The 26579-nt window shown below is 72.4% G+C and carries 20 protein-coding genes, 1 tRNA gene and 1 pseudogene; 5 read left to right on the top strand and 17 right to left on the bottom strand.

From position 1 onward, the window contains the following. Positions 1–1529 (top strand): CHAT domain-containing protein (locus G3I71_RS09395; protein WP_164313484.1); only part of this gene is annotated, 1529 nt, incomplete at its 5' end. 15 nt (positions 1530–1544) lie between these two features. Here the strand turns inward: G3I71_RS09395 and G3I71_RS09390 are convergent. After that, positions 1545–3392 (bottom strand): LuxR family transcriptional regulator, encoded by a 1848-nt coding sequence (locus G3I71_RS09390; RefSeq protein ID WP_164313483.1) that lies wholly within the window; start codon positions 3390–3392, stop codon positions 1545–1547. 96 nt (positions 3393–3488) lie between these two features. Between G3I71_RS09390 and G3I71_RS09385 the strand changes: the two genes are divergently transcribed. Further along, positions 3489–4574: a M12 family metallopeptidase gene (locus tag G3I71_RS09385; RefSeq protein ID WP_164313482.1), complete on the top strand. Its 1086-nt coding sequence runs from the start codon at positions 3489–3491 to the stop codon at positions 4572–4574. A 134-nt stretch (positions 4575–4708) separates the two neighbouring features. On the opposite strand, the gene G3I71_RS09380 is transcribed toward G3I71_RS09385, so the two are convergent. The 5 genes from G3I71_RS09380 to G3I71_RS52650 all read right to left on the bottom strand — a co-directional run bounded on the left by G3I71_RS09380 (position 4709) and on the right by G3I71_RS52650 (position 8794). After that, entirely contained in the window at positions 4709–6082 is a 1374-nt protein-coding gene (locus G3I71_RS09380) for an NtaA/DmoA family FMN-dependent monooxygenase (protein ID WP_164313481.1), read from the bottom strand. Between the two features lie 20 nt (positions 6083–6102). Further along, the gene (locus G3I71_RS09375) at positions 6103–7377 is read right to left on the bottom strand and encodes an LLM class flavin-dependent oxidoreductase (protein WP_164313480.1); all 1275 of its coding nucleotides are present in this window, start codon (positions 7375–7377) and stop codon (positions 6103–6105) included. 48 nt (positions 7378–7425) lie between these two features. Further along, complete coding sequence (locus G3I71_RS52905; RefSeq protein WP_369335567.1) at positions 7426–7545, bottom strand: putative leader peptide; 120 nt, start codon at positions 7543–7545, stop codon at positions 7426–7428. A gap of 170 nt (positions 7546–7715) precedes the next feature. After that, complete coding sequence (locus G3I71_RS09370; RefSeq protein WP_164313479.1) at positions 7716–8585, bottom strand: glutathione S-transferase C-terminal domain-containing protein; 870 nt, start codon at positions 8583–8585, stop codon at positions 7716–7718. 89 nt (positions 8586–8674) lie between these two features. Next, the gene (locus G3I71_RS52650; protein WP_343242893.1) at positions 8675–8794 is read right to left on the bottom strand and encodes a putative leader peptide; all 120 of its coding nucleotides are present in this window, start codon (positions 8792–8794) and stop codon (positions 8675–8677) included. 109 nt (positions 8795–8903) lie between these two features. On the opposite strand from G3I71_RS52650, the pseudogene G3I71_RS50990 reads away from it, so the two are divergent. Continuing rightward, positions 8904–9295: pseudogene (locus tag G3I71_RS50990) on the top strand (acyl-CoA dehydrogenase); the annotation flags it as partial. 55 nt (positions 9296–9350) lie between these two features. Here G3I71_RS50990 and G3I71_RS09360 read toward each other — a convergent pair. From G3I71_RS09360 to G3I71_RS09340, 5 genes are all read right to left on the bottom strand, one after another. Then, a complete protein-coding gene (locus G3I71_RS09360; RefSeq protein ID WP_164313477.1) occupies positions 9351–9812 on the bottom strand; it encodes a (2Fe-2S)-binding protein in 462 nt (153 codons plus the stop codon). A gap of 77 nt (positions 9813–9889) precedes the next feature. Beyond that, positions 9890–12004 carry a xanthine dehydrogenase family protein molybdopterin-binding subunit gene (locus G3I71_RS09355; protein WP_164313501.1) on the bottom strand — a complete coding sequence of 705 codons (2115 nt, stop codon included), beginning with the start codon at positions 12002–12004 and terminating at the stop codon, positions 9890–9892. Positions 12005–12257: 253 nt separating this feature from the next. Beyond that, positions 12258–13886, bottom strand: a complete 1629-nt coding sequence (locus tag G3I71_RS09350; protein ID WP_164313476.1) for a S53 family peptidase — start codon at positions 13884–13886, stop codon at positions 12258–12260. 121 nt (positions 13887–14007) lie between these two features. Beyond that, positions 14008–16923 carry a LuxR family transcriptional regulator gene (locus tag G3I71_RS09345; RefSeq protein WP_164313475.1) on the bottom strand — a complete coding sequence of 972 codons (2916 nt, stop codon included), beginning with the start codon at positions 16921–16923 and terminating at the stop codon, positions 14008–14010. Between the two features lie 162 nt (positions 16924–17085). Next, positions 17086–17159, bottom strand: a tRNA-Pro gene (locus G3I71_RS09340). Positions 17160–17326: 167 nt separating this feature from the next. Between G3I71_RS09340 and G3I71_RS09335 the strand changes: the two genes are divergently transcribed. Then, positions 17327–17827, top strand: a complete 501-nt coding sequence (locus G3I71_RS09335; RefSeq protein WP_164313474.1) for an excalibur calcium-binding domain-containing protein — start codon at positions 17327–17329, stop codon at positions 17825–17827. 17 nt (positions 17828–17844) lie between these two features. Here G3I71_RS09335 and G3I71_RS09330 read toward each other — a convergent pair whose 3' ends face one another. The 5 genes from G3I71_RS09330 to G3I71_RS09310 form a co-directional block, all read right to left on the bottom strand. Then, positions 17845–18612, bottom strand: a complete 768-nt coding sequence (locus G3I71_RS09330) for an NPP1 family protein (protein ID WP_164313473.1) — start codon at positions 18610–18612, stop codon at positions 17845–17847. A 129-nt stretch (positions 18613–18741) separates the two neighbouring features. After that, positions 18742–19653 carry a YceI family protein gene (locus tag G3I71_RS09325; RefSeq protein WP_164313472.1) on the bottom strand — a complete coding sequence of 304 codons (912 nt, stop codon included), beginning with the start codon at positions 19651–19653 and terminating at the stop codon, positions 18742–18744. Between the two features lie 75 nt (positions 19654–19728). Then, complete coding sequence (locus G3I71_RS09320; RefSeq protein WP_164313471.1) at positions 19729–20811, bottom strand: maleylacetate reductase; 1083 nt, start codon at positions 20809–20811, stop codon at positions 19729–19731. Next, a complete protein-coding gene (locus G3I71_RS09315) occupies positions 20808–21761 on the bottom strand; it encodes an intradiol ring-cleavage dioxygenase (RefSeq protein WP_164313470.1) in 954 nt (317 codons plus the stop codon). The genes G3I71_RS09320 and G3I71_RS09315 overlap by 4 nt, the downstream gene beginning before the upstream one ends. A 22-nt stretch (positions 21762–21783) precedes the next feature. Next, positions 21784–23523 (bottom strand): FAD-dependent monooxygenase, encoded by a 1740-nt coding sequence (locus G3I71_RS09310; RefSeq protein WP_343242892.1) that lies wholly within the window; start codon positions 23521–23523, stop codon positions 21784–21786. Positions 23524–23772: 249 nt separating this feature from the next. Here G3I71_RS09310 and G3I71_RS09305 point away from each other — a divergent pair, with 249 nt between their 5' ends. Then, entirely contained in the window at positions 23773–25518 is a 1746-nt protein-coding gene (locus G3I71_RS09305; RefSeq protein WP_164313468.1) for a helix-turn-helix domain-containing protein, read from the top strand. Positions 25519–25525: 7 nt separating this feature from the next. Here G3I71_RS09305 and G3I71_RS09300 read toward each other — a convergent pair whose 3' ends face one another. After that, positions 25526–26536 carry a LacI family DNA-binding transcriptional regulator gene (locus G3I71_RS09300; RefSeq protein WP_164313467.1) on the bottom strand — a complete coding sequence of 337 codons (1011 nt, stop codon included), beginning with the start codon at positions 26534–26536 and terminating at the stop codon, positions 25526–25528. Between the last annotated feature and the right edge of the window lie 43 nt (positions 26537–26579).

Genomic DNA, 26579 nt, shown 5'->3' with positions numbered 1-26579 from the left:
TCGCGGGCCGGATCGCGCTCGCGCTGGGCTGGACCGAGGACGCGGAGAAGCATCTGAAGGTCGCCGCCCGCAGCCGGCGTGTCGGTCCGCCGCTGGCGCGGATGACGGGCTGGGCGGCGCAGGCGCTGCGCGCGGAGGCGGCAGGGTCGGGGCGGGGTGTACTGGAGGCCTGCCGGCGTGGGCTCGCCGTCCTGGACGACCACCGGATGACACTCGGCGCGTCGGAGCTGCGCGCCCGGGCCACGGCGCAGGGCGCCGAACTCGCCGCGCTGGCACAGCGGGCGACCCTGGAGTCCGGTGGGCCTAGGCGGCTGCTGGTGTGGAGCGAGCGGTTGCGGGCCACGGTCCTGTCGGCGCCGCCCGTCCGGCCGCCCGACGACCCGGCGCTCGTGCAGAGCCTCACGGCGTTCCGGGAGATCGCGGCCCGCGCGGAGGAGGCCCGGATCGACGGCCGCCCCGTGCCGGCACTGGAGCGCGAACAGCGGCGCCTGGAACGGGAGGTGCGCTCCCGCACCCTCCACATCCGCGGCGAGTCGCCCGGCAGCGGGCGCCGCTTCGACCCCGGCCGACTGCTCGAACGTCTGGGCGGCGGTGTGCGCTTGATCGAGATCGCCGTCGTCGACGGCCGGGTGCAGGTGCTGTTGTGCGGCGAGGGACGGGTGCGCCGTTTCGAGGCGGGGCTGCTCGCGGACGCGGTGACGGAGGCCGAGCACGTGCAGGCCGGGCTGCGGCGGCTCGCGCATCCGGGGGCCGAGGGCCGGCTGCCGGTGCTGGAGGCGGCGGGCCGTCGGCTGGAGGAGCTGCTGCTGGGCGCGGCCGTGCCCCACCTGGGCCGCGGCCCGGTGGTCGTGGTCCCGCCGGGAAGGCTGCACCGGGTCCCCTGGGCCCTGCTGCCCTCCCTCCGGGAGCGGGTGCTCAGTGTGTCGCCGTCGGCGAGCAGTTGGCTGCGCGCCCAGGAGACCGGTCCCCCGCCGGGTGGCCGGCACGTCCTCGTCCGGGGGCCGGGGCTGGCGAGCGGTGGGGCGGAGGTGCCCGACCTGGTCGACCGGTACGGCAGACCGACGGTCCTGGAACACGAGGGCGCGCGGGTACCGGCGGTGCTGGACGCGCTCGACGGGGCCGCACTGGCCCATATCGCGGCCCACGGCACCTTCCGGGCCGACAGTCCGCTCTTCTCGTCGCTGCGGATGGCCGACGGCCCGCTGATCGTGCACGACTTCGAACGCCTCGGCCGGAGCCCGTACCGGATCATCCTGTCCAGCTGCGACACCGGCCGCCTGGCGAACGTCGGCGCGGACGAACTCCTCGGCCTGGTAACGGCGTTGCTCCCGCTGGGTACGGCGGGCGTGGTGGCGAGCAGCGCACCGGTCAACGACGCGGCGGTGGTCCCGCTGATGCTGGCCCTCCACAAGGGCCTCAGCGTGGGCCTCTCCTTGGCCGAGGCCCTGCGCGACGCCCGTGCGTCCCTGCCCGGGGACGCGACGCACCAGGCGACGGGATGGGCGTTCGCGGCGTTCGGCTCCGCCTGAGCCCGTCCCCGACGGTCACGCCGGCTGCGCGGCCGGGGTCTCGTCCAGCAGCCACGGCAGCGCGCCCCGGTCGCTCGCGCCGAGTCGGGTGTAGGCGCCGTACAGATGGTTGCCGACCGTACGGATGGACAGGGTGAGCCGGTCCGCGATCTGGCGGTTGCTCAGGCCGGTCGCCGCCAGGGTGACGATCTGGCGCTGGCGCGCGGTGAGTTCGCCGAGGACGAGACCGGACAGCGCCGGGGTGCGGGCGCCCTGGCAGCGCCGGGCCAGGGTCATCGCACGGGAGCGGGACCTGCGGGCGGCACGCGGGTCGCGGTGCACCGGGACGGCCTGGGCGTGCGCCTCGGCCGCGAAGAGCAACAGGCCCCGCCGCTCCAGGAGTTCGGCGGCGCGGTCCAGCGCGGGACCGTCCTGGCGGACGAGCGCGTCGGCGTGCCGGGCCAGGGGTTCGGCACCCTCGCCGGGCAGTTGGGCGAGCCGGTCCGCGACCAGGTGCGGGGCCCCGAGGCGTACCGCGTCGTACAGGACGTACGCCTCCCCCTCCCCGCCCTCGGGGTCCGTGACCGACTCCAGTGCTCCGGCGATGTCGCCGTGCGCCGCCCGCAGCCACGGGGTCGCCCGCTCCGGGGACGCGGTCGTGACCTCACTCAACTGGGTTGCCGCCAGCGCCAGTTCCGTACGACAGCACGGGTCGTCCGGGGTGGCACGCAGGCCTTCCCGGGCCCAGGACATGGCCTCGCGCAGCTCGCCTCGAAGTCGGGCGAAGCGGGCCCGTACGGTCGCGTAGTCGGCCGGTACGGCAGGGTGCGGGGCCGTGCTCTCGGCCGTGAGCCAGTCTCCGACGGGGCCCGCCGGTTCCTGCACGTCGGTGCGCTCGATGCGGTCGGCCAGTTCGGCGCGTTCGGCGTCCAGGGCCGACGCGCACTCGGCCGGGGTGCGGGACAGCCGCCTCGCCCGGAGCTGTCCGGCGCCCGCGCGCAGGACGGGGCCGTGCAGGGGGTGGGCGAGGCGGACCTCGGAGTGGGCGTCGACGCGGATCAGGCCTCCGGCTTCGAGGCGTTCGAGTGCGCCCAGGTCCAGGTCCGCGAGGTCCAGCGGGAGCGGTTCGCTGAACGCCAGGCGTTCCAGGGCGTCCCGTTCCTCGGCGCAGGCGCGGTGCAGGGCCTCGCCGGTCCGTTCGCGTACCGCAGCCGTCACGGGAACCGGTCCTCGCCACATCAACTCACCTGATTCCAGAGCGAGTTCACCGCATTCACGCACCGCGCCGACCACATCACGCAGCAGCCGCAGATCGCCCTGGCAGAGGTGGTGCAGGCGGCGGGCGGTGAGCGACTCGACCGGCCCGCCGGCGCCGGCCGCGATCAGCCGGGCGGTCTCCTCCCGGGGCAGCGGCTCCAGAGCGAGACGCGGCAGCACCTCGCCGGTCCACAGCCGGGACACCGCGCCGGGCGCCGGGACGCCGTCCGTCGCCACCACGAGCAGCCGGGTACGCCCGTGCACCGCGAGCTGGTGGACCAGGGCGGCCGAGGAGTCGTCCAGCAGATGGGCGTCATCGACCAGCAACGTCCGTACACCGGCCAGGCGTTGGACCGCGCGGTGCAGGGAGACCTGCTCCGGGAGGAGGTGGGCGAACGCGGCGAAGGGGATGCCCCGGGTCTCGGGCGTGCCGCTCACCTTCGCGCAGTCGGCGCCCCGGACGGCCTCCGTGACGAGACGGGTCTTGCCGCGCCCGGCCGGCCCCGTCACCACGACGCCGTGCCGTTCAGCTGCCAACGACCTGCGGATCAGCTCCAGTTCGTCGTCCCGGCCGGTGAACGGCCAGGGCGGTTCCAGGGTCTTGGCGTCCTGTACGAAAGTCGTCACGTGAGCATGAGCCGGGCTACTCACCTTTGATACAGGCCGACTTGAGTAGCCCCCGACTCAGGCGCCCGAGCACCTGTGAGCAGCAGTCTGTTCCCCATGAACGCACGGTTGTGCTCACTGCCGCAGCAACCGGCCCCCACCTTCACACCGGGGTTGCCGGCCGAGCGGCTCAGTGCGCTCCTCTCGGGGCGCCTGATGTGGGTGAACGGCACCGTGCTCCACTACTACTTCTTCGACCGGGACAGCGACGGCTCGGTCATCCCACTGCCGGGTACGGGGGAAACGCGGTGGGAGTCGTGGGTCGGCGCCGAGGCGCAGCGCGATGTGGTCCGCGACTGCTTCCGGGAGTGGCTCGACCTGGGGATCGGGCTGTCGTTCGTCGAGGTGCGCGATCGTTCGGAGGCCGAACTGCGCATCGGGTTCCAGACCGGTGACGGTTCGTACTCCACGGTCGGGCGGGACGCACTCTCGGTGGGCCTGGGGCGGCGCACGATGAACTTCGGCTGGGATCTGACCGCGCCCGGGGAGCGCGCGACGGCCCTGCACGAGATCGGGCACGCCCTGGGCCTGCTCCACGAACACCAGAACCCGTTCGCCGGCATCCACTGGGACGACGAGGCCGTGTACGACGACCTGGCCGGACCGCCCAACTTCTGGGGCCGCGGCAAGTCGTACTTCAACATTCTGCGCAAGCTCGACCCGGACGAGGTCAACGGCTCCGTCTGGGACCCGCTGTCGATCATGGAGTATCCGTTCTCGGCGGGGCTGGTCCTCGAACCGGAGCAGTACCGGTCCGGGGTGAGGCCCCTGGGGACTCTCTCCCCGGCCGACAAGGAGTTCGTGCTCCGCTGGTATCCGCCGACGGGCACGCGCAGGCCGCCCGAACTCGCGCCGTTCAGGTCAGCACCCCTGCGCCTCGGCGCGGGTGAGCAGGCCGACTTCGGCATCGCGCCGCCGGAGACCCGCGACTACACCGTGGGGACCTTCGGGGAGAGCGACACGGTCGTCGCGGTCTTCGAGGAGATCGACGGCGAGCCCCGTTACCTCTCCGCCGAGGACGACGGCGGAACTCCGCACAACGCCCACGTCAGGATCCGGCTCGTCAAGGGCCGCCACTACTTCGTCCGCGTACGCCTCTACTCCACATGGGGATCGGGGGAAACGGCCGTCATGTGCTGGTGAAGCTGGGGGCAGAGACCAGCACATGACGGCCGCCGCGAACGAATCAGACCACCGTCGGGCACCCGGGGGAGCGGTCGAGGACGTCACCTTCATGGGGGAGGGTGACGTCCTCGACCACGCCATGCACGTCGGATTCAGGACGCCGCGCGCTCGTTGCGCGCCTCGTCGGGGTGGGCGAGGCCGAGGTGGTCGCGCAGCGTCGTGCCCTCGTACTCGGTGCGGAAGACGCCGCGTTCCTGGAGGAGCGGGACGACGGTGTCGGCGAAGGTGTCGAGGCCGCCCGGGGTGATGTGCGGGACCAGGATGAAGCCGTCGCTCGCGTCGGCCTGGACGAAGTCGTTGATGGTGGCGGCAACAGTGGCCGGGGAGCCGACGAAGTTCTGCCGGTTGCCGGTCTCGATGACGAGGTCGCGGATGGACCAGTTGTTGGCCTGTGCGCGTTCGCGCCATTCGCGGGCGGTGGCCAGCGGGTCGCGGTACATGCGTACCTGGGCCCGGCCGCGGGCGATGGTGTGCTCCCCGGGGTCGGGGTCGATGTCGGGGAGGGGGCCGTCGGGGTCGTAGGCGGACAGGTCCCGGTTCCAGACGAACTCCAGGTGCTTGATGGCGGTGGCGCCGCTGACCTGCTGGCGGCGTACCTCGTGGGCGAGTTCCTCGGCCTCGGCGTCGGTGTCGCCCAGGACGAAGCTCGCGGCGGGCAGGATCTTGAGCTCGTCCGGGTGGCGGCCGTATGTGGCGAGGCGGTTCTTGACGTCGGTGTAGAAGGCCTGGCCCTCGGTGAGGGTGGCGTAGCGGCTGAAGATGGCGTCGGCGGTGGAGGCGGCGAACTCGCGGCCCTCGTCGGAGTCTCCGGCCTGGAAGATGACGGGGCGGCCCTGTGGGGAGCGGGGCACGTTGAACTGGCCCTCGATGTCGAAGTGCTGTCCCTGGTGGACGAACGCGCCGGCCTTCGCGTCCCGCAGGAAGGTGCCGGTGTGCTGGTCGGCGAGGATCTCGTCGCCGTGCCAGGAGTCGAAGAGTTCGCTCGTGGTCTGCAGGAACTCCTTGGCCCGGGAGTAGCGGTCCTCCTTTGGGAGGAAGCCGCCGCGGCGGAAGTTCTCGCCGGTGAAGGCGTCCCAGGAGGTGACGACGTTCCAGGCGGCGCGGCCGTCGGAGAGGTGGTCGAGGCTGGCGAACTGGCGGGCCACCTCGTAGGGCTCGTTGAAGGTGGAGTTGATCGTCCCGGTCAGGCCGAGGCGCTCGGTGACGGCCGCGAGCGCGGTCAGGACGGTGAAGGTGTCGGGCCGCCCGACGACGTCCAGGTCATAGATTTTTCCGCCCTGTTCGCGCAGCCGCAGGCCCTCGGCGAGGAAGAGGAAGTCGAACTTGGCGCGTTCGGCCGTGCGCGCGAAGTGGGCGAAGGAGCTGAACTCGATGTGGCTGCCGGCCTGCGGGTCGCTCCACACGGTGGTGTTGTTGACGCCGGGGAAGTGCGCGGCCAGGTGGATCTGCTTCAGCGGCTTGCTCATGGTCGTACGGTCCTTCCGGATCAGACGCTGACAGCAGCGGAGGCAGGAGCAGTAGCGGTGTTGGCAGGAGCGGTGGCGGTGTTGGCAGGAGGGGTGCTGGTGGTGGCGTAGCGGTTGGCGGGGCGGGAAAGCCCGAGCAGCCCGCGCAGGGTGTCGGCTTCGTAGGCCTGCCGGAAGAGGCCCCGGCGCTGGAGTTCGGGAACCAGCTTCTGGGTGATCGCCGGGAGGTCGTGCCCGGCGACGGCCGGCCGCAGCCGGAACCCGGACAGCCCGGCCGCCGCCAACTCCGCCAGCAGATCGGCGAGTTGGACGGGCGTACCGGCGAAGATCCGGGCGTCACTGGTGTATGCGTACCCGGCGAGGCCGTCCAGACGCTCCCGGCGGGCCGACGCCTGCGCCTGGGTGTCGTCGAGGAAGACGACCAGGTCGCCGAAGACGTGCAGGAGTTCACCGGCACGGCCGGCGGCCGCCTGCTCGGTGCGGATCTCCTCGACGATCGCGCGGGCCTGGGCGGTGTCGTGCGGGGTGACGTAGCCGACGTCGGCCGAGCGGGCCACCAGCCGGTAGGGAATCGTCGCGTGGGCCAGCGCGGTCACGATCGGCTGGCCCTGCGGCGGGCGCGGGGTGATCGAGGGGCCCTTGACGCTGAAATGCGGGCTCTCGAAGTCGACGTAGTGCAGCTTGTCCCGGTCGATGAACCTGCCGGTGGCGGTGTCACGGATCTCCGCGTCGTCCTCCCAGCTGTCCCAGAGCCGACGCACGACCTCCACATAGTCGACGGCCTCGTCGAAGAGGGCGGCCACGGACTCCCAGGCCCGGGGGTCGTTCAGGAGGTCGATGTGCGGTATCGGGCGGCGGCCGAAGTGAGCGGCCTCGTTCTGGCGGGCGGAGATCTGGACCCGCAGACCCGCACGGCCGGCGCTCACATAGTCGAGGGTGGCGATCGCCTTCGAGAGGTGGAACGGCTCCGTGTGGGTGGCCACCACGCTCGGCACCACACCTATGTGCCGGGTCAGGGGAGCGACCCGCGCCGCGATGAGAACGGCGTCCAGGCGGCCACGGACCTGGTCGGTACGGCCGTCGGGCTCGGTGAGGTGCGAGGACTGGAGGCCGAGACCGTCCTCGACGGTCACGAAGTCGAGCAGCCCGCGCTCGGCCTCCGCGACCAGACCGGCCCAATATCGGGCGGTGAACAACTCACCCGGCCGGGCCACAGGTTCACGCCAGGCAGCCGGATGCCAGCCGGCACCGTCCAGAGCGACAGCAAGATGCAAGAGAGAGGGTGACGAGGACACGAGAATGACGCCTTCCTGATCGACCGTACGAGGGGACGAGACAGCAGGTCAGGAGCGACAGAGCGCGCCGGCCACACGCAGGAGGTCGATGTGCCGCCGCGAGTAGAGCCTCGGGCGGCACGGAATGGGCTTGGGCACGACGTGGTCAACAACCGGACGACGCCGCATGTTCCGGTCCTTCGTGTCGGCCGGATGAAGACCGGCCGGGTTCAGCACCCCGAAGGGGCGCGGGGCTGTGTCGACATGCGGCTCCGCCGCGATGAGGGTCCCCCCGATCGAGCGAAGCAGAGAGTCGGGAAGCGACCGGCCCCCACACCAACCCACAGTCAGGTCACCACCTATCCGGCGGAGCGCTCCGCATGTGCCGCCCAGTCCAGAATCTGTACGGCCGCCCCGGCGGCCTCCAGCCCCCGGCAATCGGCGTGGTGCCGTCGGGCGATGGCGTCGAGGTCGAGGTGGGGGCCGAAGGACGGGTGGGCGGCAAGGCGGCGGGCGTAGGCCCACAGGGCCGGATGGTCGGCGACGCGGTGCACGGCGGCGGCGTCCAGGTGCCAGCGGTGCACGGTGTCGAGGCGGACCAGGCTGACCCACAACTCCACGTCGGCGGTGGTCAGTCGGTCGCCCAGCAGGTACGGGTCCGCAGCCAGCCGCGCGTTCAGCGAGCCGAGGGTGCGCAGCAGCGAGGCGAGCGCGTCGGCGCGGTCGCCGTCCTCGGTGGCGGCGTCTCCGGCTCGCTGGGCCGCCGCGTCGATGCCCTGGGCGCACAGGCGCTCGACCGCCTCGATCTCCGCCTCAAGACCGCAGGGGTACAGCGTCGGGCGCCCCGCGCCGAAGTGCCGGGACAGGTCGCGCAGGATGTCCGGGGTGTGCGTGCTGACGATCCGCCCCGACCAGTCGTCGCTGAGTACCGGGACCGTGGCCGCGCCGGAGTAGCGGTGTGCGCTCGCCTCGTACAGCGGGCGCAGTACGGAGTGTTCGCCGCCGGGGGCGTCGGGCACGGCGGGCAGTTCGGTCACGGGACAGGCCGCGCCGAGGCCGAGCAGGCTGTGGGTGACGGCGATCCGGAGACAGTCCGGGTCGGCCGGGGACAGGTGGAGGCGGTAGCGGCGCGGCACGGCGTAGTGGCCGCTGCGCGCGTCCCGGCCGAGCCGGCCGCGGAAGGCCGGGACGGGACGGGCGGAGGTGGCGGCCAGTGGTGTGACGGTCATGAGTCTCCCCAGGTGTGGTGCGCAGACGTACGCGCGGCGGAAGGCGTAGTCGGGGGCCGCCGTTGTGGCACGGGGGTGGGCGGCCGGGCTCAGCGCAGGGGGCTGATGGAGCTGCAGACTCGCTGAAGGTCGATGTGCCGGCGGGAGGTCAGCAGCGGGGTCGGCCGGGGTGCGTGAACCACCCGACTGGCGTTCGACTCCACGCGCATCTCGTTTCCCTACCTTTTCACTAGGATTCCCATGGGGAGTGTCGATCGGCTCGCCGCCCACGTCAAGGGCGTCTCGTACGGCGGACGGTGCCGGCCCCACCGGTCTCCGAGCGTCAGCGCCTTCTGGGCGAGCGGCTTCCTCGCGGGCGCCGAGAGCGACCAGGTCACGCTGGACGACGTCCTCGTGCCGCCGGAACTGCTGGTGCGCACCGCGTCCCCGGCCGGGTCCCGGCTCGACGAGGTGCAGACCGCCGGGCTCGTCCGGTTCGAGCTGCTGATGACCGGCAGCTGTCTCGGCGCCGCGAGCGCTCCGGTGGAGCGGGTGCTGTGCAAGGACCGGGTGCCCGAGGCGGAACAGGTGCGGCTGCTGGTGGAGGCGGAGGGCGCGATGGCCGCCGTGGAGGGCCTGGCCCGCGGGTGGACGAGGCTGCCCCCGACGAGTCCGCGCTCGCCGACTCCCTGTACGTCCGCTACGCCGTGCAGGACACGCTCGCCCATATCGGCCATCGGGGAACTGAACTCGCCAATACCGGCCGACCTGCTTCTGCCCCGCGGGTCAGCTCTCGGTCGCCGCAGCGGCCTGTTTGATGGCCTCGCGGATCCGGGAGTACGTGCCGCAGCGGCAGACGTTCTCGATGGCGTCGATGTCCGCGTCGGTCGGCTCGGAGGTCCGCCGGAGCAGCGCCACCGCGGCCATGATCTGCCCGGGCTGGCAGAAGCCGCACTGTGCGACATCGCGGTCGAGCCACGCCTGTTGGACGGGGTGCAGGGTGTCGCCGTCGGCCAGCCCCTCGATGGTGGTGACCCCGCGGTCCGCGCAGTCGGCGACGGGCACGACACAGGGCTGGATCTCCGCGCCGTCGAGATGGCTGGTGCAGGCGCGGCAGACCCCGACCCCGCAGCCGTACTTGGGGCCGGTCACCTGGAGCAGGTCGCGCAGCACCCAGAGCAGCGGCATGTCGGCCGGGGCCTCGACGGTGACCGGTTCGCCGTTGAGGTCGAAGGTGTAGCGGGGCATCGGAACCCTCTCGGAGGCGGGGTCGGGGCGGGGGCCGGGGGCGGGGATCGGGGCGACGGTCGAGGCAGGGGCGGAAGTCAGAAGTTGAGCGGGAAACGGCGGGGTCCGGTGCCCGTCGCCCGGGCGTACGCGTTGGCGACCGCGCCCGCCGCGGCCGGCACCCCGAGTTCCCCGGCCCCGCCCGGCTCTCCCTCGGACGGCATGATGTGCGCCTCGAAGCGCAGAGGGGCGTGCCGCTGGCGGGCGTAGTGGAAGTCGGCGAAGCTGCCCTCGCGGACCGCGCCCCGGTCGATGTGGAGACCGGCCCGCAGGACGGTGGAGATGCCGTCGATAGCGGTGCCCATGAGCTGGGCCTCAAGTCCGCGTGGATTCACGGCCGTTCCGACGTCGGCCGCCATCACCGCCCTGGTCACCCGGGGATTCTTCGGGTCGGTGGCGTCGATCTCGATCAGACAGGCCACGCAGGAGCCGTACTCCTCGTGGACCGCCACGCCCTGTCCGTGTCCGGCCGGCATGGTCCGCCCCCAACTCCCGGCGGACGCCGCCTTGTCGAGTACGGCGCGGACGGCCTTGCTCCGGAGTGTGGTGCGCCGGAAGGCGACCGGGTCCTTGCCGAGGCTCCGGGCGATCTCGTCGACCATGATCTCCTCGGCGGTCCGGCTCGTCCCCGAGTCCACCGACCGCCAGGCGCCGAGCGGTATCGCCGCCAGCGCCACATCTCCCGAATCCCCGGACAGCCGCCCGAAGTTGTACAGCCCGCTGTCGCTGGGCAGCGGGCCCGCCGCCCGCACACGCCCCGCCCGCGCGGCCAAGGACGTCACCCCGCCCTGCGCGGCGAGACCCTCCCCCTCCCACGACTCGCTCACCGACGACGTCGCGTGCACGAAGGCGAGCACCCGGCCGTCCTTGTGGCTGGCCCTGATCCGGTGGTGGGTGGCCGGGCGCATCCTGCCGTGCCGCAGGTCGTCGCCGCGGCTCCACATCAGCTTGACCGGCCGACGGGCCGCCTTGGAAACGAGGGCGGCCTCGATCGCGAAGTCGTAGTTCAGCCGCCGCCCGAACGAGCCGCCGCCACGCATGACATGGACCTTGACCTTCGACGCCGGGAGGCCGACCGCCGAGGCGATGCCGTCCCGGGCGTCCATCGGTGTCTGGGTGGAGAACCACAGTTCGGCGCGGTCCGTGCGGACGTCCGCCACCACGGTCAGCACCTCCATCGGAGCATGCCCGACGAACGCGAACTCGAACTCCCCAGTCACCTGCGTCGATCCGCTCGGCGCCGCACCCAGCGGCGGGACGGCGGCACGCAGCCGGGATCTGATGGCCGTGTCGGACAGCGCGGCCAGCGGGCCCGGGGCCCAGGTGATCCGCAGGGCGTCCCGGGCCTGGAAGGCGTGGTGGAAGGTGTCCGCGACCACGGCGACCCCGCCCGCGACCCGCACGACCGCGCGGACGCCCGGCAGGGCGCGGGCCGCCCGGTCGTCGACCGTACGGATCTTCCCGCCGAGCGTCGGCGGCCGGGCCACCACGGTCGGTTTCGCGCCGGGCACCCGAAGGTCACCCGCGTACTGCGCCTTGCCGGTGATGATGTCCCGCGCGTCGATCCGGGTCGTCGGTTTCCCGATCACCTTGTGCCGGGAGGACGGTTTGGGCTTGCTGGATACCTTCGGCCGGGTGACCTTCGCGGCGGTCGCGGTCAGCGAGCCGAAGGTGGCCGTACGCCCGTCCGGTGCGACCACCATGGTGTTCCGGGTCCGCAGTGTGCGCGCGGGGAGGCTCCAGTGCTGGGCGGCGGCGGTCACCAGGCGGGCGCGCGCGGTGGCGGCCAGCGCCCGGGCCGGTCCGTACAGGGAACTGACCGAGTTCGAACCGCCGGTGTACTGGCTTCCCTTGGTGCGGGCGTCGGCGAGCGGGATGTCGACGTCCGCCAGGCGGGCGTCCAGCTCCTCGGCGATCATCATGGCGACCGCGGTGGTGACGCCCTGACCGACCTCGACGCGCGGCAGCCGGACGACCACCCGATTCGCCGGGGTGACCTCCAGAACCAGCATCTCGTCGTCGTCACCGGTCACCACGACGCCGGACCGCGCGCCCGGGTCCGCCGCCCGGCGCTCGGCGCCCTCCGCCGAGGAGGAGTCGCAGCCGATCGGCGCGGCCACGGTCAGGGTGGTCGCGGCCAGCGAGTAGACCATGAACCTCCGACGGGACCACTGCCGCTCCATCGCCACCCCTGTCGCTTCGCCCACTGCCAGTGCGTCTCCTGTGTAGGAGGGGCCGGGCGGCTTCGTGGTTCCGTGTGCCGGCGGGGCTTTCGCCCGCGAACCCGCGCCGGGCGACCGGCCGGCCCGGACCGGTGGAACAGACGAGCGCGGGCAGGGAGTGGTCCCGGCCCGCGCTACGGTCGTCGATCGTCGATCGTCGATCAGTGGTCGTCGCTCGGCAGGGTCAGCCGAGCAGCTTGGTCGCCAGGGTCGCGGCGTTGTACGAGCCCCAGCCGGTGGTGAAGTCCCAGCCGGTGGCGGCGGAGTAGTCGCCGTTGCTGCCGCTGGTGATGTCGTGGAAGCCGGTGCCGCTCGCCGTGTAGAGGGCGGGGTCGGCGAAGCCGAGGTTGGCCTTGCCTGCCGCCGCGGCCTGCTGGTTGTAGAGCGCGGCGAACGCCGCCCACTCGGGCGCCGCGGCGCTGGTGCCGCCGACCGAGGCCCAGGAGCCCTGGGAGTAGATCGAGACGCCGGGGCTGGGGTTGGCGTGCGCGGAGACGTCCGGGACCTGGCGGAAACCGCCGCCGGCGCTCTTCTGGACCGCCGTCTGCCAGCTGGGGATCTTGAAGACGGAGGACTTGCCGCCACCGCCGCCGGACCAGGCCACCTCCTTGCTGAAGACGTTGGCCGAGGTGACGGTCAGCTTGGTGCCGCCGACGCCGGTGACGTACGGGTCGCTGGCCGGGTAGTCGACGGTGGTGGTGCCGTCGCCCGCGTCGTCGGAGCCGTCGTCGCCGGAGGCCGCGTAGAAGCCGAGGCCCTGGGCGGCGCCCGCCTTGAAGACGGCGTCCACGGCGTTGATGTTGGAGGTGGTGCGGGCGCTCTCGGAGGCGCCCCAGCTGATCGACGTGGTCGGGATGCCGCTGTCGACGATGGCCTGGTAGGTGTCGACCTCGCCGGCGTCGGAGTTGGGGCCCTCGAAGACGGTGACGTTCGCCTTGGGGGCGATGGCGTGCAGGACCTCGATGTCCAGCTCGACCTCGACCTGGCCGTCACCGAGCGCGCCGGAGCCGCCGTCGACCTTGGACACGGTCGGAGTGGGCGAACCCAGGCTGTAGTTGGTGTCGTACTTCGTGATGTTGGACTGCTGGAAGCCGTCGAACTCCAGCAGCGCGATCTTCTGGCCGCTGCCGGTGTACGTACCGGACACGTTGTAGCCGCCCTTGAGCTGGGCCGGGGTGTAGCCGCCGCCCGGGCCGTTTCGGGGGGCCACCTTGGAGACCGACTGGTGGTGCAGCTGGGTGCGGTTGTTGAGGCCGGCCACGTCGCTGACGAGGGCGGCGACTGAGGTCGGCAGGGTCGGCGCGGCGTCGTTGGCGTAGAACGAACGCCCGGACGACGCGTCCTTCCAGGTCGACAGCTTGGTGCCGAAGGCCTTCTCCAACTGGGCGGCGGTGCCGCTCGCGTCGACCAGCAGGTTGCCCGAGTGAACCTTGCCGACGGTGAGGCCCTGGGCACGCAGATAGTCCTTGAGCTGCTTGACCTCGGCGTCGGTCCGGCCGAAGCGGGCGGCGAACTGCCCCTTCGTCAGGTAGCGGCCGTAGGAACTCGACCGCGGGTCGCTGACCTTGGCGACGAAGGTGTCAAGTCCCTTGTTGTTTCTGGGGGTCAGGCTGATCGCCACCGATATGCGCTTCCCGGCGGCGACCTTGCCGGTGCGGGTCGCGTGCTTGTTCAGGCCTTTGAGGACGTCTCCGGTGACAGCCGCGCGAGCCGTGTGCGGCTGGACGGCGTTGGCCGCGTAGGCAGCGGGGACCGCGGCGGCGAGCAGGGCCGGTGCGGCGACCAGGCCGAGCAGTTTCAGGCGTGACTTCACTGGGGTCCTCCGGAGAGTGGGGGCGATGTCCCGGAAGCGGAACGACTTCACCGTAGGAACGGCGGCCCCTCCCCCGTAAGCGGGGGAACCCTTGCTCTACGTGTTAACTGCACATGTCATGTCAACGGCGTGTGTCGGGCGCGCGGGGCAGCCGGATCCGGCCGGGCTGACTCACCGTCACTCCCTGTGACACAGGGGTCACTTGGTCGTCGTCGCCGTACGCCACGGCGGCCCCGGAGGCGAGGACCGCGACGGCCATCGCGTGGGCGAGCGCGGTGCGCGAGCGGACCCCGAGCTTGCGGTAGACCCGTGAGAGAGCGCCCTCCACCGTCTTGACGCTGATGAACAGCTTCGCGGCGACTTCCCTGTTGGTGGCCCCGCCGCCGACGAGTTCGGCGATCCTGGCCTCCGTGGGGGTGAGTTCGGGTTCGCCCGCTCCTGTCTCACCACCACGCTCCCCGGCGTCCACCCGCGCCAACTCGTCCCAGGCCCGGGCCGCGAGGGGCGCGGCGCCGATCCGTTTCGCCGTCTCCAGCGCCTCGCGCAGGACGGTCCGGGCCGCGCTTCTGCGCCGTGACCGTCGCTCGACCGTGCCGAGGGCGATCAGGGCACGCACCAGCTCGACGGGCAACGGGAGCCGGCGCAGCCGGTCCACGGCGGTACGCAGCCGCAGTGCCCCTTCCTTCGCCCGGCCGAGCGCCGCCTCGCGCAGTCCCTCCGCCCGCTCCAGGGCTGCCAGTACGCTCGCGGGCGCGTCGCCGGACATGCGCGTACGGGCATCGTGGAGCACAGCACCGGCCTCGTCCGTCTCACCGAGGACGACCAGGGCTTCGGCCAGGTCCGCGTACCAGTGCAGCAACGGCGGGTCGGCCGCGCACATCGCCTCGCCCAGTTGCTTGACGCGTTGCAGCACCTCGACCGCCGCTGCGGCACCCCGTGGGTCACCGGCGAGCAGCTCGGCCTGGCCGAGCACCGCCAGCGCGCGCAGCAGGAACAGCCGGTCGCCGTCCGCCTCCGAGGCCCGTACCGCCTGTTCGGCGAGGCGCCGGGCCTCGTCGGCACTGCCGCCCGCGGTGGCCGCGAGCGCCGCCGCGTACAGCGCCGGAGCGGTCTGTACGCCCGTCCCGGCGAGGGTGCGTGAGCAGTGGGCGGCGGTGCGCAGGGCCTCCCGGCAGTCCCCGGCGCGCACCTGGATACGGGTCAGCGCGACCAGGGTCGCCACGGTCTCCTCGACCCCCGCGAACTCGCCGATCTCCGCCAGGAGCCGGGTGACCCGCTCCCCCGCCTCGGTGACCCTGTCGGAGTCCAGGGCGAGAACCGCCCGCATCCGGATCAGCCCCCAGCTCTCCGGGCCGGCGTCGGCGCCACCCGTCAGTGCGAGGGCCTCCTCGAGAGCCGCGTCGGCGGCGACCGACTCTCCGGTCAGGGACAACACGCGGGCAAGGGTGGCGAGGGCCCCGATCCTGGTGTCCGTGTCACCGGCCCGGTCCGCCTGCCGGGCAGCGTGCCGGGCATGCCGGGCGGCCTCCTCCAACTCCCCGCACAGCAGGCCTCGTACGGCCGCCCAGTAATGCAGCCAGGCCTCCGCCTCCGGATCGCCGGCGGCGTCCCGCAGGCCCTCCCCGATCAGGTCACGGGTGCCTTCCAGCGCCTGCCCGGCGTTGCGCAGCAGGATCACCCGGGCGCGCGCCCGCTGCCGCACGGAACCGGACCCGGGCCCGGCGAGGACGGTCCCGGCCGCCTGCCCCGCCTCCTCCAGCCGCCCGCCGTCGCAGGCGTACTCGGCTGCGGCGAGCAGGCGGTCGGCCCGGTCCGAGGGGCGGTCGGCGGGCGTACGCAGGGCGGCGAGGCCGGCGAGTTCGAAGGCGGCGTCGGGTGTGCCGTCGCGGCGTGCGGTCTCGGCGGCGGACATCAGCGTGCGGGCGGTGGTCTCGTCCTCGTGCGGCTGGGCGAGGGCGAGGTGGCGGGCCTGCTCCACGGGCTCGGTGACCGCGCGGGCCAGCAGGGAGTGCACCTCGCGGCGGCCGTACTCCGGCGCGTCGGCGTAGACGGCGGCCCGGATCAGCGGATGCCGGAAGCGTACGGTTCCGTCGGCGTCAGCCGTCGCGACGCCGTGCCGTTCGGCCTCCGCGAGGTCGGCGGCGGGATCGGGGAGCCCGGCGGCGCGCAGGAGAGTGAGGGTGGGGTGGGCGGCGGCGCTCGTGACAAGGAGGGTGTGCCGGGCTGTCGGCGGCAGCGGGCGCATCGGTTCGAGGAGCCGGTCGCGCAGCCTTCGGGGCACCGGCAGCGGGCGGCCGAGGTCAAAGGGCGCCGCGTCGCGCGGGGCCGCCCGCGCCAACTCGACCGCGTACGAGGGGTTTCCGGCAGCGGTGTCCTGGATCGCCCGCAGTACGCCCGGCGGCAGATCGGCGCCGACGACGGTGCGCACGAGGTGGGCCACCTCGGCGTCGCCGAGAGGCGGCACGGGGAGTTCGACGGTGTCCGGCGGGCAGCAGCGCAGCCGTTCGGGCTGCTCACCGTCGGCGACGCGCTCGGCGGACACCATCCGTATGTCGAGGCCCCCGACCCGGCGTACGGCGAAGGCGAGCACCTCGGCGGTCGGCTCGTCGAGCCACTGGAGACCGTCGACGACCAGCAGAACGGGTCCGGCGGCGGCGAGGACGCGCAGCACTTCGAGAACGGCGACGCGCACCGCGAGCCGGCCCCGGTCGTCGGCCGGTTCGCGGTGGTGAAGCAGGGCCGCCCTCAGTGCCGCCCGGGGTTCGGACGCCAGTGCCGCCAGGCAGCTCTCCGGCACCCGCGCGAACAGGTCGACGAGGCCGACGAAGGGAAGCCCGGCCTCCTCGGGAGCGGGCGAGCATCGCAGCACCGTTCCGGACGGCTGGGCGTGCACGGCCAGGGATGCCATGAGGGCGGCCACGATGGTGGACTTGCCGATCCCCGCAGGTCCGTGGAGGAGGACTCCCTGACGGGTTGCCAACTCGGCCCGGGCGGTGTCGAGCAGCTCGCGGCGACCGGTCACGGACGGTACGCCCATGGAGGCCGCCCGCCCTCGGCTCTGGCACGGCAGGTGACGGGGCACTGGATCATGTGCCCATGACAACCTTGCCGGATTCGGCTTGTCAATCGCTCAACCACGGCCTACGCGAAAAGGGCCCTCACGGACTCTCGCCCGCGAAGACCCTTCGCCATCACACCGTCGGGACGACAGGATTTGAACCTGCGACCCCTTGACCCCCAGTCAAGTGCGCTACCAAGCTGCGCCACGTCCCGGTGCGTCGACCCGCGGTTGCCCCGCGTGATCGCACAGACAAACCCTACCGCACACACGCCCGTACCTCCGAGCGGTTACGGAACGGTCATCGGGACATCAAGTGCCCCTTACCGCCTCATCCGCCGCTCTACCGTCGTCCCACCCGAAACACAACAGGGGGACGATCATGAGCAACCCGTACAACACTCCCGGCAACATGCCACCGGGTCCGATACCGGGTCCGGCACCGGACCGGCAGGGGCCGAGATGGGCCCGCAAGAGATTCGTACTCCCCGCCCTCGGACTCGCGCTCTTCGTCGGGGTCGGCATCGGCGGCGGCGGTCAGGGGGACGACAAGGCCCCGGTGTCCGCCGACCCGACACCCACCGCGACCGTCACGGCCACGACCACGGCGACCGCTACGGTCACGGCCACCGTGACGGCCACACCCGAACCCGCCCCCACCGTCACCGTGTTGGCGACCAGGACGGTGACGGCCGAAACAGCCGTTGACACCCACACCGGCTCCGTCACGGGTTCGGACGACGGCTCCGGCTCCGGTGACGCGGACGTGTACTACGAGAACTGCACGGCCGCCCGCGCGGCCGGAGCCGCCCCGGTGCATGTCGGTGACCCCCGCTATGGACCCCACCTCGACCGGGACGGTGACGGCGTCGGCTGCGAGTGACAGGTACGGCGTCAGGGTCAGGCGTTCGGGTCGAACGCGATGCCCGCCGGCATGGCCGACGCGAGGTGGGAGTTGAAGTTGCCGTCCTTGAGGCCGAAGTTGGCGCTCCCCCAGTCGGCGGCGGTCAGCTTGTCGCGGATGCCTGACGGATAGCCGTTCCAGCCGACCAGCGCCGGGAACTGCCAGGTTCCCTTGTGGTTCTCCGGCGGCTCGTCGTTGGTGTTCGCGAGGCGGAAGCAGTGCGTCCTGATGCCGTCCTTGTGGTAGACGACCTTGGGGTGCGTGCCGTCCCAGCGGACCTGGTCGCGGGTGTGGATGCTGAAGCTGCCGTGGTTGGACGTCGAGACGTACTGCGCCACACCGTCCTTGACCCACACCACCACGTGCTCCCAGTCGTGCCGGTGCCCGCCGATGCTGGTGCCCGCGAGGGCCTGGTCCTTCTCGAAGTAGAGGCCGTAGATGATCGCGCACCAGCCGTTGTTGCACTTGTAGCGGGAGTAGCCGTTGGTGTTGTCGAGGTCGGAAGCGTCCCGGCACGACCCGTTGAGGGCGCCGGTCGGGTTGAGGCCGCCGTTGAGAGTGCCTGTGGAGCCGATGGCGGGGGTGGAGTAGCAGCCGTCCGTGTCGTAGTCGTAGGCCGGCTGGTACGTCTGCTCGGTGCTGTCCGCGTTGGCCGGCAGGGCTCCGGGCGGGGCGGCGAGGGCGGTGCCGGGAAAGGCGACGACCAGCGCCACCGCGCTGCCGAGGACGAGCGCGGCTCTGCGGGTGCGCACAGATCTCTTCACGGGGGCCTCCTGATCGATGACGTCCCGGGGGACGCGACTCGGTCAGATTGGCATGCCCATATCACGGATGGGTCACTCGGAAGGAAAGGTTCAGGGGCGCCCGGCAGACATCTTGGCCACTCCGGTCGGCTACTCCGGTGGCGTCGGAGTGTCGTGCGTCCGGTACATCGCCTGTACGTCCAGCTCCAGTTGGACCGTCGGACCGACCACCGCGATCCCCCGGGCCAGCATCGAACGCCAGTTGAGCGTGTAGTCCTCCCGGTGGAGTTCAGCCCGGGCGCGGGCGGCGCAGCGCAACTCCTCGCCGTAGCCGCCGTTGACGGACCCCAGGTAGGTCGTGTCCAGCGACACGGAGCGGCTCACCCCGTGCATGGAGAGGGAGCCCTGCACCACCCACTTCGCACCGGCTCGGTAGGCGAAGCGCGAGCTCACGAAGTCGATGTACGGATAGCGCTCGACGTCCAGGAAGTCCGCCGACCGCAGATGGTTGTCCCGGGTCCGGTTCCCGGTCGTGATGCTCGACGCGTCGATACGGACCTGCAAACGGGACTCGGTCATCGTCCGCGCCACCTGGATGCCGCCCTCGAACCGCTCGAAACGGCCGTGCACATGGCCCATTCCGACGTGCTTGGCGATGAACCGGATCGCGGTGTGCGGCGGGTCGAAGAGCCAGCTGCCGGGCACCGGCAGGTCGAGCGGCCGGGCCGGGTCCAACTGGACGCGCTGGGTCGGGAGCATCACCCCGTCGAGGAGATCGACCGTCTCGCGATGAGGCGTCAGCCCCTCGGCCATGATCATCAGGCTGTAGCGGCCCGCGGGCAGCACGGCGAGGAAGTAGCCGTACGGGTCCGTGGTGCCGCGTGCCATCACCTGGTGGGCGTCGGCCGCGCTCACCGTCACATCGGCGCCGCCCATCGGCTGGCCCAGCGGGTCGAGCACCTCGCAGCCGACTGCGCCGGCGCCGGCCGGTAGCGGAAGCGAGAGGTCCGCACGTTCGGAAGCGCCTCTGGAGCGCAGGCGTCTGAGCAGTGCGAGTGCCATGGGGTTCGCCTTCCTGTTCTTCTCTGTTCTTCTACGGTGTGCCGTGCCGTGCTGGTCGGGTGAGGTGCCGGTGGCTCAGTACGTGCCGGGCGCCGCGCCCCGGTACGCCGCCCGCAGCACACCGAGCACGCCCTCGGGCGTGACCTCGCGCGGGTTGGCGTACGGCCGCTGTCCGGTGACCTGGGCCGCCGCCGGAGTCACATCGGCCTCGGTGAGGCCCAGTTCGGCGAGGGAACGCGGGGCGCCGAGGCGTCCGGCCAACTCCCACAGGGCAGTCGGGGCATCGGCCGCGCCGCCCAGCGCACGGGCGACGGCTTCGGCCGCGTCCGGTGCGGCGGGCGCGTTGTAGGCCAGGGCGTACGGCAGGACGACCGTGTGGGTCTCGGCGTGCGGCAGGCCGAAGGTACCGCCGAGGACATGGCAGAGCTTGTGGTGCAGGCCCATGGTGGTGGCGCCCAGGCAGGAGCCGCACAGCCATGCCCCGTACAGGGCCCGGCCGCGCGCGTCGGAGGACGCGGGGTCGGCTGCCACGTCCGGGAGCGCCCCGGCCATCGCCCGTACGCCCTCCTGCGCCATCAGCGAGACGAGCGGGGAGCCGTCGGGGGCGTACAGGGCCTCGACGGCGTGCGCGATCGCGTTGATGCCGCTGGTCACCGAGAGCGGGACCGGCAGCGAGAGGGTCAGCTCGGGGTCGTACACCACACTGCGCGGCAGGACGGACCGGTCGCGGCCGGTGCGCTTCACGCCCTGCTCGGTCAGGCCCCAGACGGGAGTCATCTCCGAGCCGGAGTAGGTGGAGGGCACGGCGATCAGCGGCAGGCCGGTGCGCAGCGCGATCGCCTTCCCGAGCCCGATCGCGGAGCCGCCGCCGACCGCCACACACCCGTCGGCGCCCACCGCGAGCGCCACCTCGACGGCCCGGTCGGCGACTTCGACGGGTACGTGCATCCGCGCCTCGTCGTGCAGACCCGCCAGCGCCGGGCCCAGCGAGTCGGCGACCGCCTGCGCGGTGTCCTTCCCACGCGCGCCGCAGACAACCAACACCCGCCGCAGACCGAGGCGTTCGACCTCCCCTGCCGTCGCGGTCATGGCGGCCCCGGCCCGCAGCACGACCCGCATCGGCTGGGCCTCGTACACGAAGTCCGGTGCGCCGCTCACGACTTCCTCTCCGGCTTCCCCGACTTCTCCTGTTTCTCCGACTTCTCCTGCTTCTCCTGCTTCTCCAGCACGAGGTCGAAGCGTGCGTGGCGGAAGGGATTCGGGACGCCGAACTCGGCTGCCAGGGACGGGTCTTCGGTCTCGGTGAAGTCCTGGACCAGGCTCTGCTTCACCGCGAACACGGCGTCCGAGTCGAGGTAGTCGCTGCCCGCGACGAAGATGTGGGTGGTGACCGGCTCATGACCCTCGGCCGTGGCGATGAAATGGATGTGGGCTGGGCGGTAGGGGTGCCGGCCGGTGGCGTGGAGCAGTTCGCCGACCGGACCGTCCGTCGGGATCGGGTACGGGCTCGGCACGCAGGTGCGGAACCAGAAGCGGCCCTCCGTGTCCGCGGTGAAGAGCCCGCGGCCGTTGCCCGGCGGCTGGACGTCCGGCTGCTGGACGTCGTAGTAGCCCTCGGCGTCGGCCTGCCAGACGTCAAGTACCGCTCCGGGCAACGGAGTTCCGTCCCGGTCGAGCACCCGCCCGCTGACCACGCACGGCTCGCCGGTGCCCACCAGGTCGATGTCGGCGCCGAGTTCCCGTACCGGCGACTCGGTCATGTGGAAGGGTCCGAGCACGGTCGACTCCGTGGCACCCGGGTCGCGATGGCCGCCCAGGGTCTCCACGAGCATCGAGACTCCGAGGACGTCCGACAGGAGGATGAACTCCTGCCGGGTGTCGGTGCAGGTCTGCCCGGTCGCCGTCAGGAAGCCGATGGCCCGTTCCCACTCCTCGATCGTCGGCTCGGTCTCCCGCACGAAGGCGTGGAGGTGCCGGGTGAGGGCGGTGAGCAGCTCACGCAGGCGCGGATCGTCGGTCCCGGCCATGCTCCCGACGACGGCCTCGGTGACGGCGGTCGTGAATCCGGCGCCCTCACCGCCGTCTCGGGTCCTGGGTTCAGTGGTCATTCCGCGCTCCTCGTCCCGTCCGTCAGGCATGTCCGAGGATCTGTCGCAGCGCGTCCGTCAGCAACTGTTCGGCGTTCTCGGCCGCTTCGGCGTGTCGGAAGGCGACGAACCCGTCCGGGCGTACGAGGAGCACGCCCGCGTCGGACACCTCGCTGAGGCCGGCCCAGTCGCCGTACGGGTCCTCGTACTCCTGGCCGGGGCCGACGACGACCGTGGCGATGTCGAGGGGCTGTGCCTTCGCCGCGCGCACCCAGGCGTCGCCGCCGATTCCGGTGAGGAGGGTGAAGCGCCCCCGGCCCACGGTGTCGAGGGTGGACAGGGTGCGGGTGCCGGAGGTGAGCCAGGCGTGCGGGAGCTTCGCGCCGGGGCGGGTGGAGGGCTGGTGGTGCAGCTCGGGGTCGCGGGCGAAGCCGGGGTCGGGGGTGCCGTCGGGGACGATCGCGGCGGACTCGTAGCGCTGGTTGAGGTCGACTCCGTGGGCGTTGAACTCGTACACCTTGGCGGCGATCGCCTCGCGCAGCCGGGCGCGCTGCTTGGCGGCGGCCTCGGTGGCGTCCTTGCGGGCGGCGATGTTGGCCCACAGCTCCTCGGGGGTCTGCGGGGAGAGCCCGTCGAGCGCCTCGAAGATCGGGGCGGTCTCGCCGATGGACTTGTTGGCGCGGGTGACGACCTGCCTGCCGACGGGAGCGCGTTCGGCGGTGTAGCTGTCGAGGAGTGAGGGGGCCGCGACGCCGTCGAGGACCAGTTTCAGCTTCCAGGCCAGGTTGTAGGCGTCCTGGATGGAGGTGTTCGAGCCGAGCCCGTTGGACGGCGGGTGCCGGTGGACGGCGTCGCCGGCGCAGAAGACGCGCCCCTTCGCGTACGTCTCGGCGTACATCTCGTTGACCGTCCAGGCCGAGGACGACCTGATGGTCACGGGGATGTCGTCGTCGCCGACGAGCCTGCGGACGACTCCCTCGGCGTACTCGGTGGTGAGGTCGGGTGCGCCGGCGGTCACGTCGTAGCCCCAGACGATCATCCACTCGTTCCAGGGGCGCACGTTGCGGACGAGGCCCGCGCCGATGCCGCCGACGGTCGCGCCGGGGGCGAGGACCCAGTAGAGGGTGGAGGGACGGTGGGCCGTGTACTGGGAGAGGTCCGCGTCGAAGACGATGTTGATGCTGCCCGCGACACCCATCTGACCGCCCATGGGCAGTCCGGCGTCCTCGGCGACCTTGGAACGGCCGCCGTCGGCACCGACCAGATAGCGGGCGCGGATCTCGTACGTGTCGCCACGCAGCCGGTCGCGCACGGTGGCCGTGACGCCGGACGCGTCCTGAGTGTGCGTCAGATACTCGGTCTGGAAACGGAGTCGGGTGCCACGCGCGACGGCCGCGTCGACGAGGACCGGTTCCATCAGGTGCTGCGGCATGTCGCACATCCGGGTGGGACTGGCCAGTTCGTGTGCGGCCTGGACGAGCGGGTCGTTGCCCCAGGAGCGGACCCGGCCCAACTCCTCGCCGGCCAGGCTGGTGCAGAAGGTCGTGTTGCCCATCAGGTGCTGGGGCGTGGCCCTGGCGACCACGTCGTCCTCGACACCGAGGTCGCGCAGGACCTCCATCGTGCGCTGGTTGGTGATGTGCGCGCGGGGCGTGTCGGCGAGGCTCGCGTACCGAGTGACGACGATGTTGGGTACGCCGTAGGTGCTCAGCGCGAGCGCGGCCGACGCCCCCGCCGGGCCGCTGCCCACGATCAGTACGTCGGTGTCGACAACGGTAGGCACGGGAGCACTCCAAACGGTGGACAGGCCGCGCCCGGGAACAGCCGGGCGGCCATCCATGATCGTGGAGCGGCACGGCCGTTCATGGGTGTCTCAATTCGAGACACCCGGTACTGCCAGGTATCTGTTCCGGTGTCAGTTCCCGCGTTCTGTTCCCGTGTCAGTTCTGGTGTCTGTTCCGGTGTCTGTTCCCGTCTCTCTCCACACCTCTTCGGCGGTCGCCGGACCCGGCCCGATACGGTGAGTGGTGACATGACCACAGCCGAAGTGTCTCCCGCCCTCCTCCTGCTCAGTCAGGCGCGTCAGCGGTTCCTGGCCGGGCGTCCGCTGCCCGCCGACGTCCCCGCCGAGACCGTCGCCGCCTGGCGCCGCGCCCGTTTCCTCGGTGTACGGCATGACGTGCGTCAGGCCGACTCCGTCGACGGGCGGGCCCTCGATTCGGCGTTGCTGGCAGCGGCCCGGCCCGTCCTCGAACGGCTCGCCCCGGCGCTCGGCAGCCGATCGATGCTGCTGCTCACCGACGAACGGCCACGGGTGCTGTGGGCGGCGGGCGCCGCGCCCGGGGGCGCGACCCGCCGCGATCTGGCCGAGCGGGAGGTCGGGCACAACAGCGCGGCGCTCGCCCTGCGCATCCGGCGGCGCGCCGAGGTGCACGGCCCCGAGCACTTCCTCGACGTGTGGCAGGACGTGTCGGCGGTCAGCGTGCCGGTGTTCGCCCCGGAGTCCGGCAGGCCCCTCGGCACGATCACGGTCGCCTCCGGACTGTGCGCCGACGCGGGCCCGCATCCCGGCGCCGCCCTGGCGGAGGCGGCGACGGCGGCGGTGGAGGCGGAGTTACTGGCCCGCTCCCGCTCGGCCGAGCGGACCCTCCTCGACGCCTACGCACGTGCGGCGCACGTGCCGGGAGGCGGACAGGGCGGCAGCCAGGAGCGTGCGGTGGTGGCGCTGGACGGGCGCAACCGACTGGTCAGCGAGGCCGCGGGGCGGCTGGTGTCGCCGCAGGTACTGGAGTCGCTGGAGCGGGGTGCGCGGGCGCTGTTGCAATCGTCGGCGCCTGTCGGGTCGTACGACATCGCGCTGCCCGAAGGGGCCGGCTGCACCGCCGAGTTCCATCCGGTACAGGAGCAGGGCGACGGCCGGGTGCTCGGGATCGTCGCCGTGCTGGAGCCGGTCCCGGAGGGGGCGGTGGTACGGGCGGTACCACGGCCGGTGGCGGGGCGGCTGGCCGGGAGTTCCGTGCCGTGGCTCTACGCGGTGGGCCGGGCAGGGGAGTTGGCGCACGGCAGCGAACCGCTTCTGCTGACCGGGGAGCGCGGATCCGGCAAGACCGCGCTGGCCCGCGAACTGCTGGGCGGCGCCCAGCCGCTGGTTCTCGACGCCGCCGAGGCGCCCGAACTCGGCTTGGGCGAGGCCGAGTTGTCGGGGCCCCGCCCACTGCTCCTCCGGCACGCCGAGCGGCTGGCCCAGTCGGATGTCGCCGCACTGAACGGCATCCTCGACGAGCGTCCGGACGTCCATCTGCTGGCCACGTACACCCCCGGCACTCCCCCGGGCCCGTGCCTCCAGCGGCTCCTGGACACGCTGGCCGCCCGCTCGGTCACCGTGCCCGCGTTGCGTGAACGCCCGGAGGACATCCGTGAGTTGCTCCCGGCCCTGACACCGAGGGCGGCCGACGGGACACCGCCGCTCACCTGGACACTGGACGCGCTGCGCGCGCTGGAGCGGTATCCGTGGCCGGGGAACCTCACCGAACTCACCCACCTGGTAAGGACGTTGGCGGAGAACCGGCGGGCGTCGGGCCCGGTCGGGCGGGCCGAACTCCCGGACCCGGTAAGGGAAGGGCCCGCCGCTCGCCCGCTCAGCCCGATGGAGCACGCCGAGCGCACCGCGATCCTGGAGGCGCTGCGCCGCAACGGCGGCAACAAGGCCCGTACAGCCGCGGCCCTGGGCATCGCCCGCGCGACCCTGTACCGGAAGCTGCGCGAGTACCGGGCCTGAGGCTGCTTCACAGCCCTGGGTCGGGTGGCGCCGTCGTCCCCCGGATCTCCAGTGCCGGTGCGGAGAGGTGGACGCCGCCGGGGCTGCGGGGCGGGTCGAGCCGGTCGAGGAGGCAGCGGGCGGCGCGGCGGCCCACCTCGTGGCTGGCACTGTCCACGGTGGTGAGCCAGACGTGGCGCAGGCGGGAGATGTTCGTGTTGTCGTAGCCGATGACGGACAGATCGCGCGGGACGCTCAGCCCCAGTTCCTCGGCGGCGGAGATCGCGCCCACGGCAGTCATGTCGTTGACGGCGAAGACGGCGGTGGGCCGGTCGGCGGGGTCTCCGAGCAGTCGGACGGTGCTCCGGTAGCCGCCCTCCTCGGTCAGGTCACCGGCCTCGACGACGGCGCTGTCCGCCAGTCCGTGTGCGCGCATCGTCGCCTCGAAGCCGCGTCGGCGCAGCTCACCGACGGCGCCGTACCCGGCGATGTGGGCGATACGGCGGTGGCCGAGGCCGATGAGGTACTCGGTGGCGATCCGCGCGCCGTGCTCGTCGTCGTTGGCGACCACGTCGACGCCGGGCAGCACGGGCTCGCGGGCACCGGCGACGACGACCGGGACGCGTTCGGCGAGGGTGCCGAGAACCGCCGGGTCGGGCAGGGTTCCGACCACGACGAGGCCGTCGACGCCGAGGTCACGGAAGGGGCCGGTGAGGTCCTGACCGCTGCGCCGGTTGAGACGGGCGTCGGCGAGCAGCATGTGCAGGCCGTTGTCGTGGAGGAGAGAGCCCAGCCCGTCGAGCAGGTCGACGAACCAGGGGTTGCGCAGGTCGTTGAGGAGGACACCGACGGTCCGGGTGCGCTGTTCGCTGAGACTGCGCGCGGCGGCGTTCGGCCGGTAGCCGAGTTCCCGTACGGCGAGCAGGACGGCCTCCCGCTTCTCGGGCCTCACCTGTTCGGAGCCGCGCAGCACCAGCGAGACCAGGGATTTCGACACACCGGCTCGCTCGGCGACGTCTCGGATGGTCGGCGCTCTCATGTATTGGACCGTTCCACAGGACTGCATGTCCTGTCAAAGGGTT

This window comes from Streptomyces sp. SID12501 (assembly GCF_010550245.1).
In the GTDB taxonomy this organism is placed as follows: domain Bacteria; phylum Actinomycetota; class Actinomycetes; order Streptomycetales; family Streptomycetaceae; genus Streptomyces.
Note: the sequence above shows the minus strand (reverse complement) of the source record. Positions and strands in the feature narration are given on the sequence as shown.

What these genes read in the sequence shown, in the direction of transcription:
- G3I71_RS09385 (WP_164313482.1), top strand. Translation starts at nt 3,489, where the DNA reads ATGAACGCACGGTTGTGCTCACTGCCGCAGCAACCGGCCCCCACCTTC.
- G3I71_RS09380 (WP_164313481.1), bottom strand. Translation starts at nt 6,082, where the DNA reads ATGAGCAAGCCGCTGAAGCAGATCCACCTGGCCGCGCACTTCCCCGGC.
- G3I71_RS52905 (WP_369335567.1), bottom strand. Translation starts at nt 7,545, where the DNA reads ATGCGGCGTCGTCCGGTTGTTGACCACGTCGTGCCCAAGCCCATTCCG.
- G3I71_RS09370 (WP_164313479.1), bottom strand. Translation starts at nt 8,585, where the DNA reads ATGACCGTCACACCACTGGCCGCCACCTCCGCCCGTCCCGTCCCGGCC.
- G3I71_RS52650 (WP_343242893.1), bottom strand. Translation starts at nt 8,794, where the DNA reads ATGCGCGTGGAGTCGAACGCCAGTCGGGTGGTTCACGCACCCCGGCCG.
- G3I71_RS09360 (WP_164313477.1), bottom strand. Translation starts at nt 9,812, where the DNA reads ATGCCCCGCTACACCTTCGACCTCAACGGCGAACCGGTCACCGTCGAG.
- G3I71_RS09355 (WP_164313501.1), bottom strand. Translation starts at nt 12,004, where the DNA reads ATGGTCTACTCGCTGGCCGCGACCACCCTGACCGTGGCCGCGCCGATC.
- G3I71_RS09345 (WP_164313475.1), bottom strand. Translation starts at nt 16,923, where the DNA reads ATGGGCGTACCGTCCGTGACCGGTCGCCGCGAGCTGCTCGACACCGCC.
- G3I71_RS09335 (WP_164313474.1), top strand. Translation starts at nt 17,327, where the DNA reads ATGAGCAACCCGTACAACACTCCCGGCAACATGCCACCGGGTCCGATA.
- G3I71_RS09325 (WP_164313472.1), bottom strand. Translation starts at nt 19,653, where the DNA reads ATGGCACTCGCACTGCTCAGACGCCTGCGCTCCAGAGGCGCTTCCGAA.
- G3I71_RS09315 (WP_164313470.1), bottom strand. Translation starts at nt 21,761, where the DNA reads ATGACCACTGAACCCAGGACCCGAGACGGCGGTGAGGGCGCCGGATTC.
- G3I71_RS09305 (WP_164313468.1), top strand. Translation starts at nt 23,773, where the DNA reads ATGACCACAGCCGAAGTGTCTCCCGCCCTCCTCCTGCTCAGTCAGGCG.
- G3I71_RS09300 (WP_164313467.1), bottom strand. Translation starts at nt 26,536, where the DNA reads ATGAGAGCGCCGACCATCCGAGACGTCGCCGAGCGAGCCGGTGTGTCG.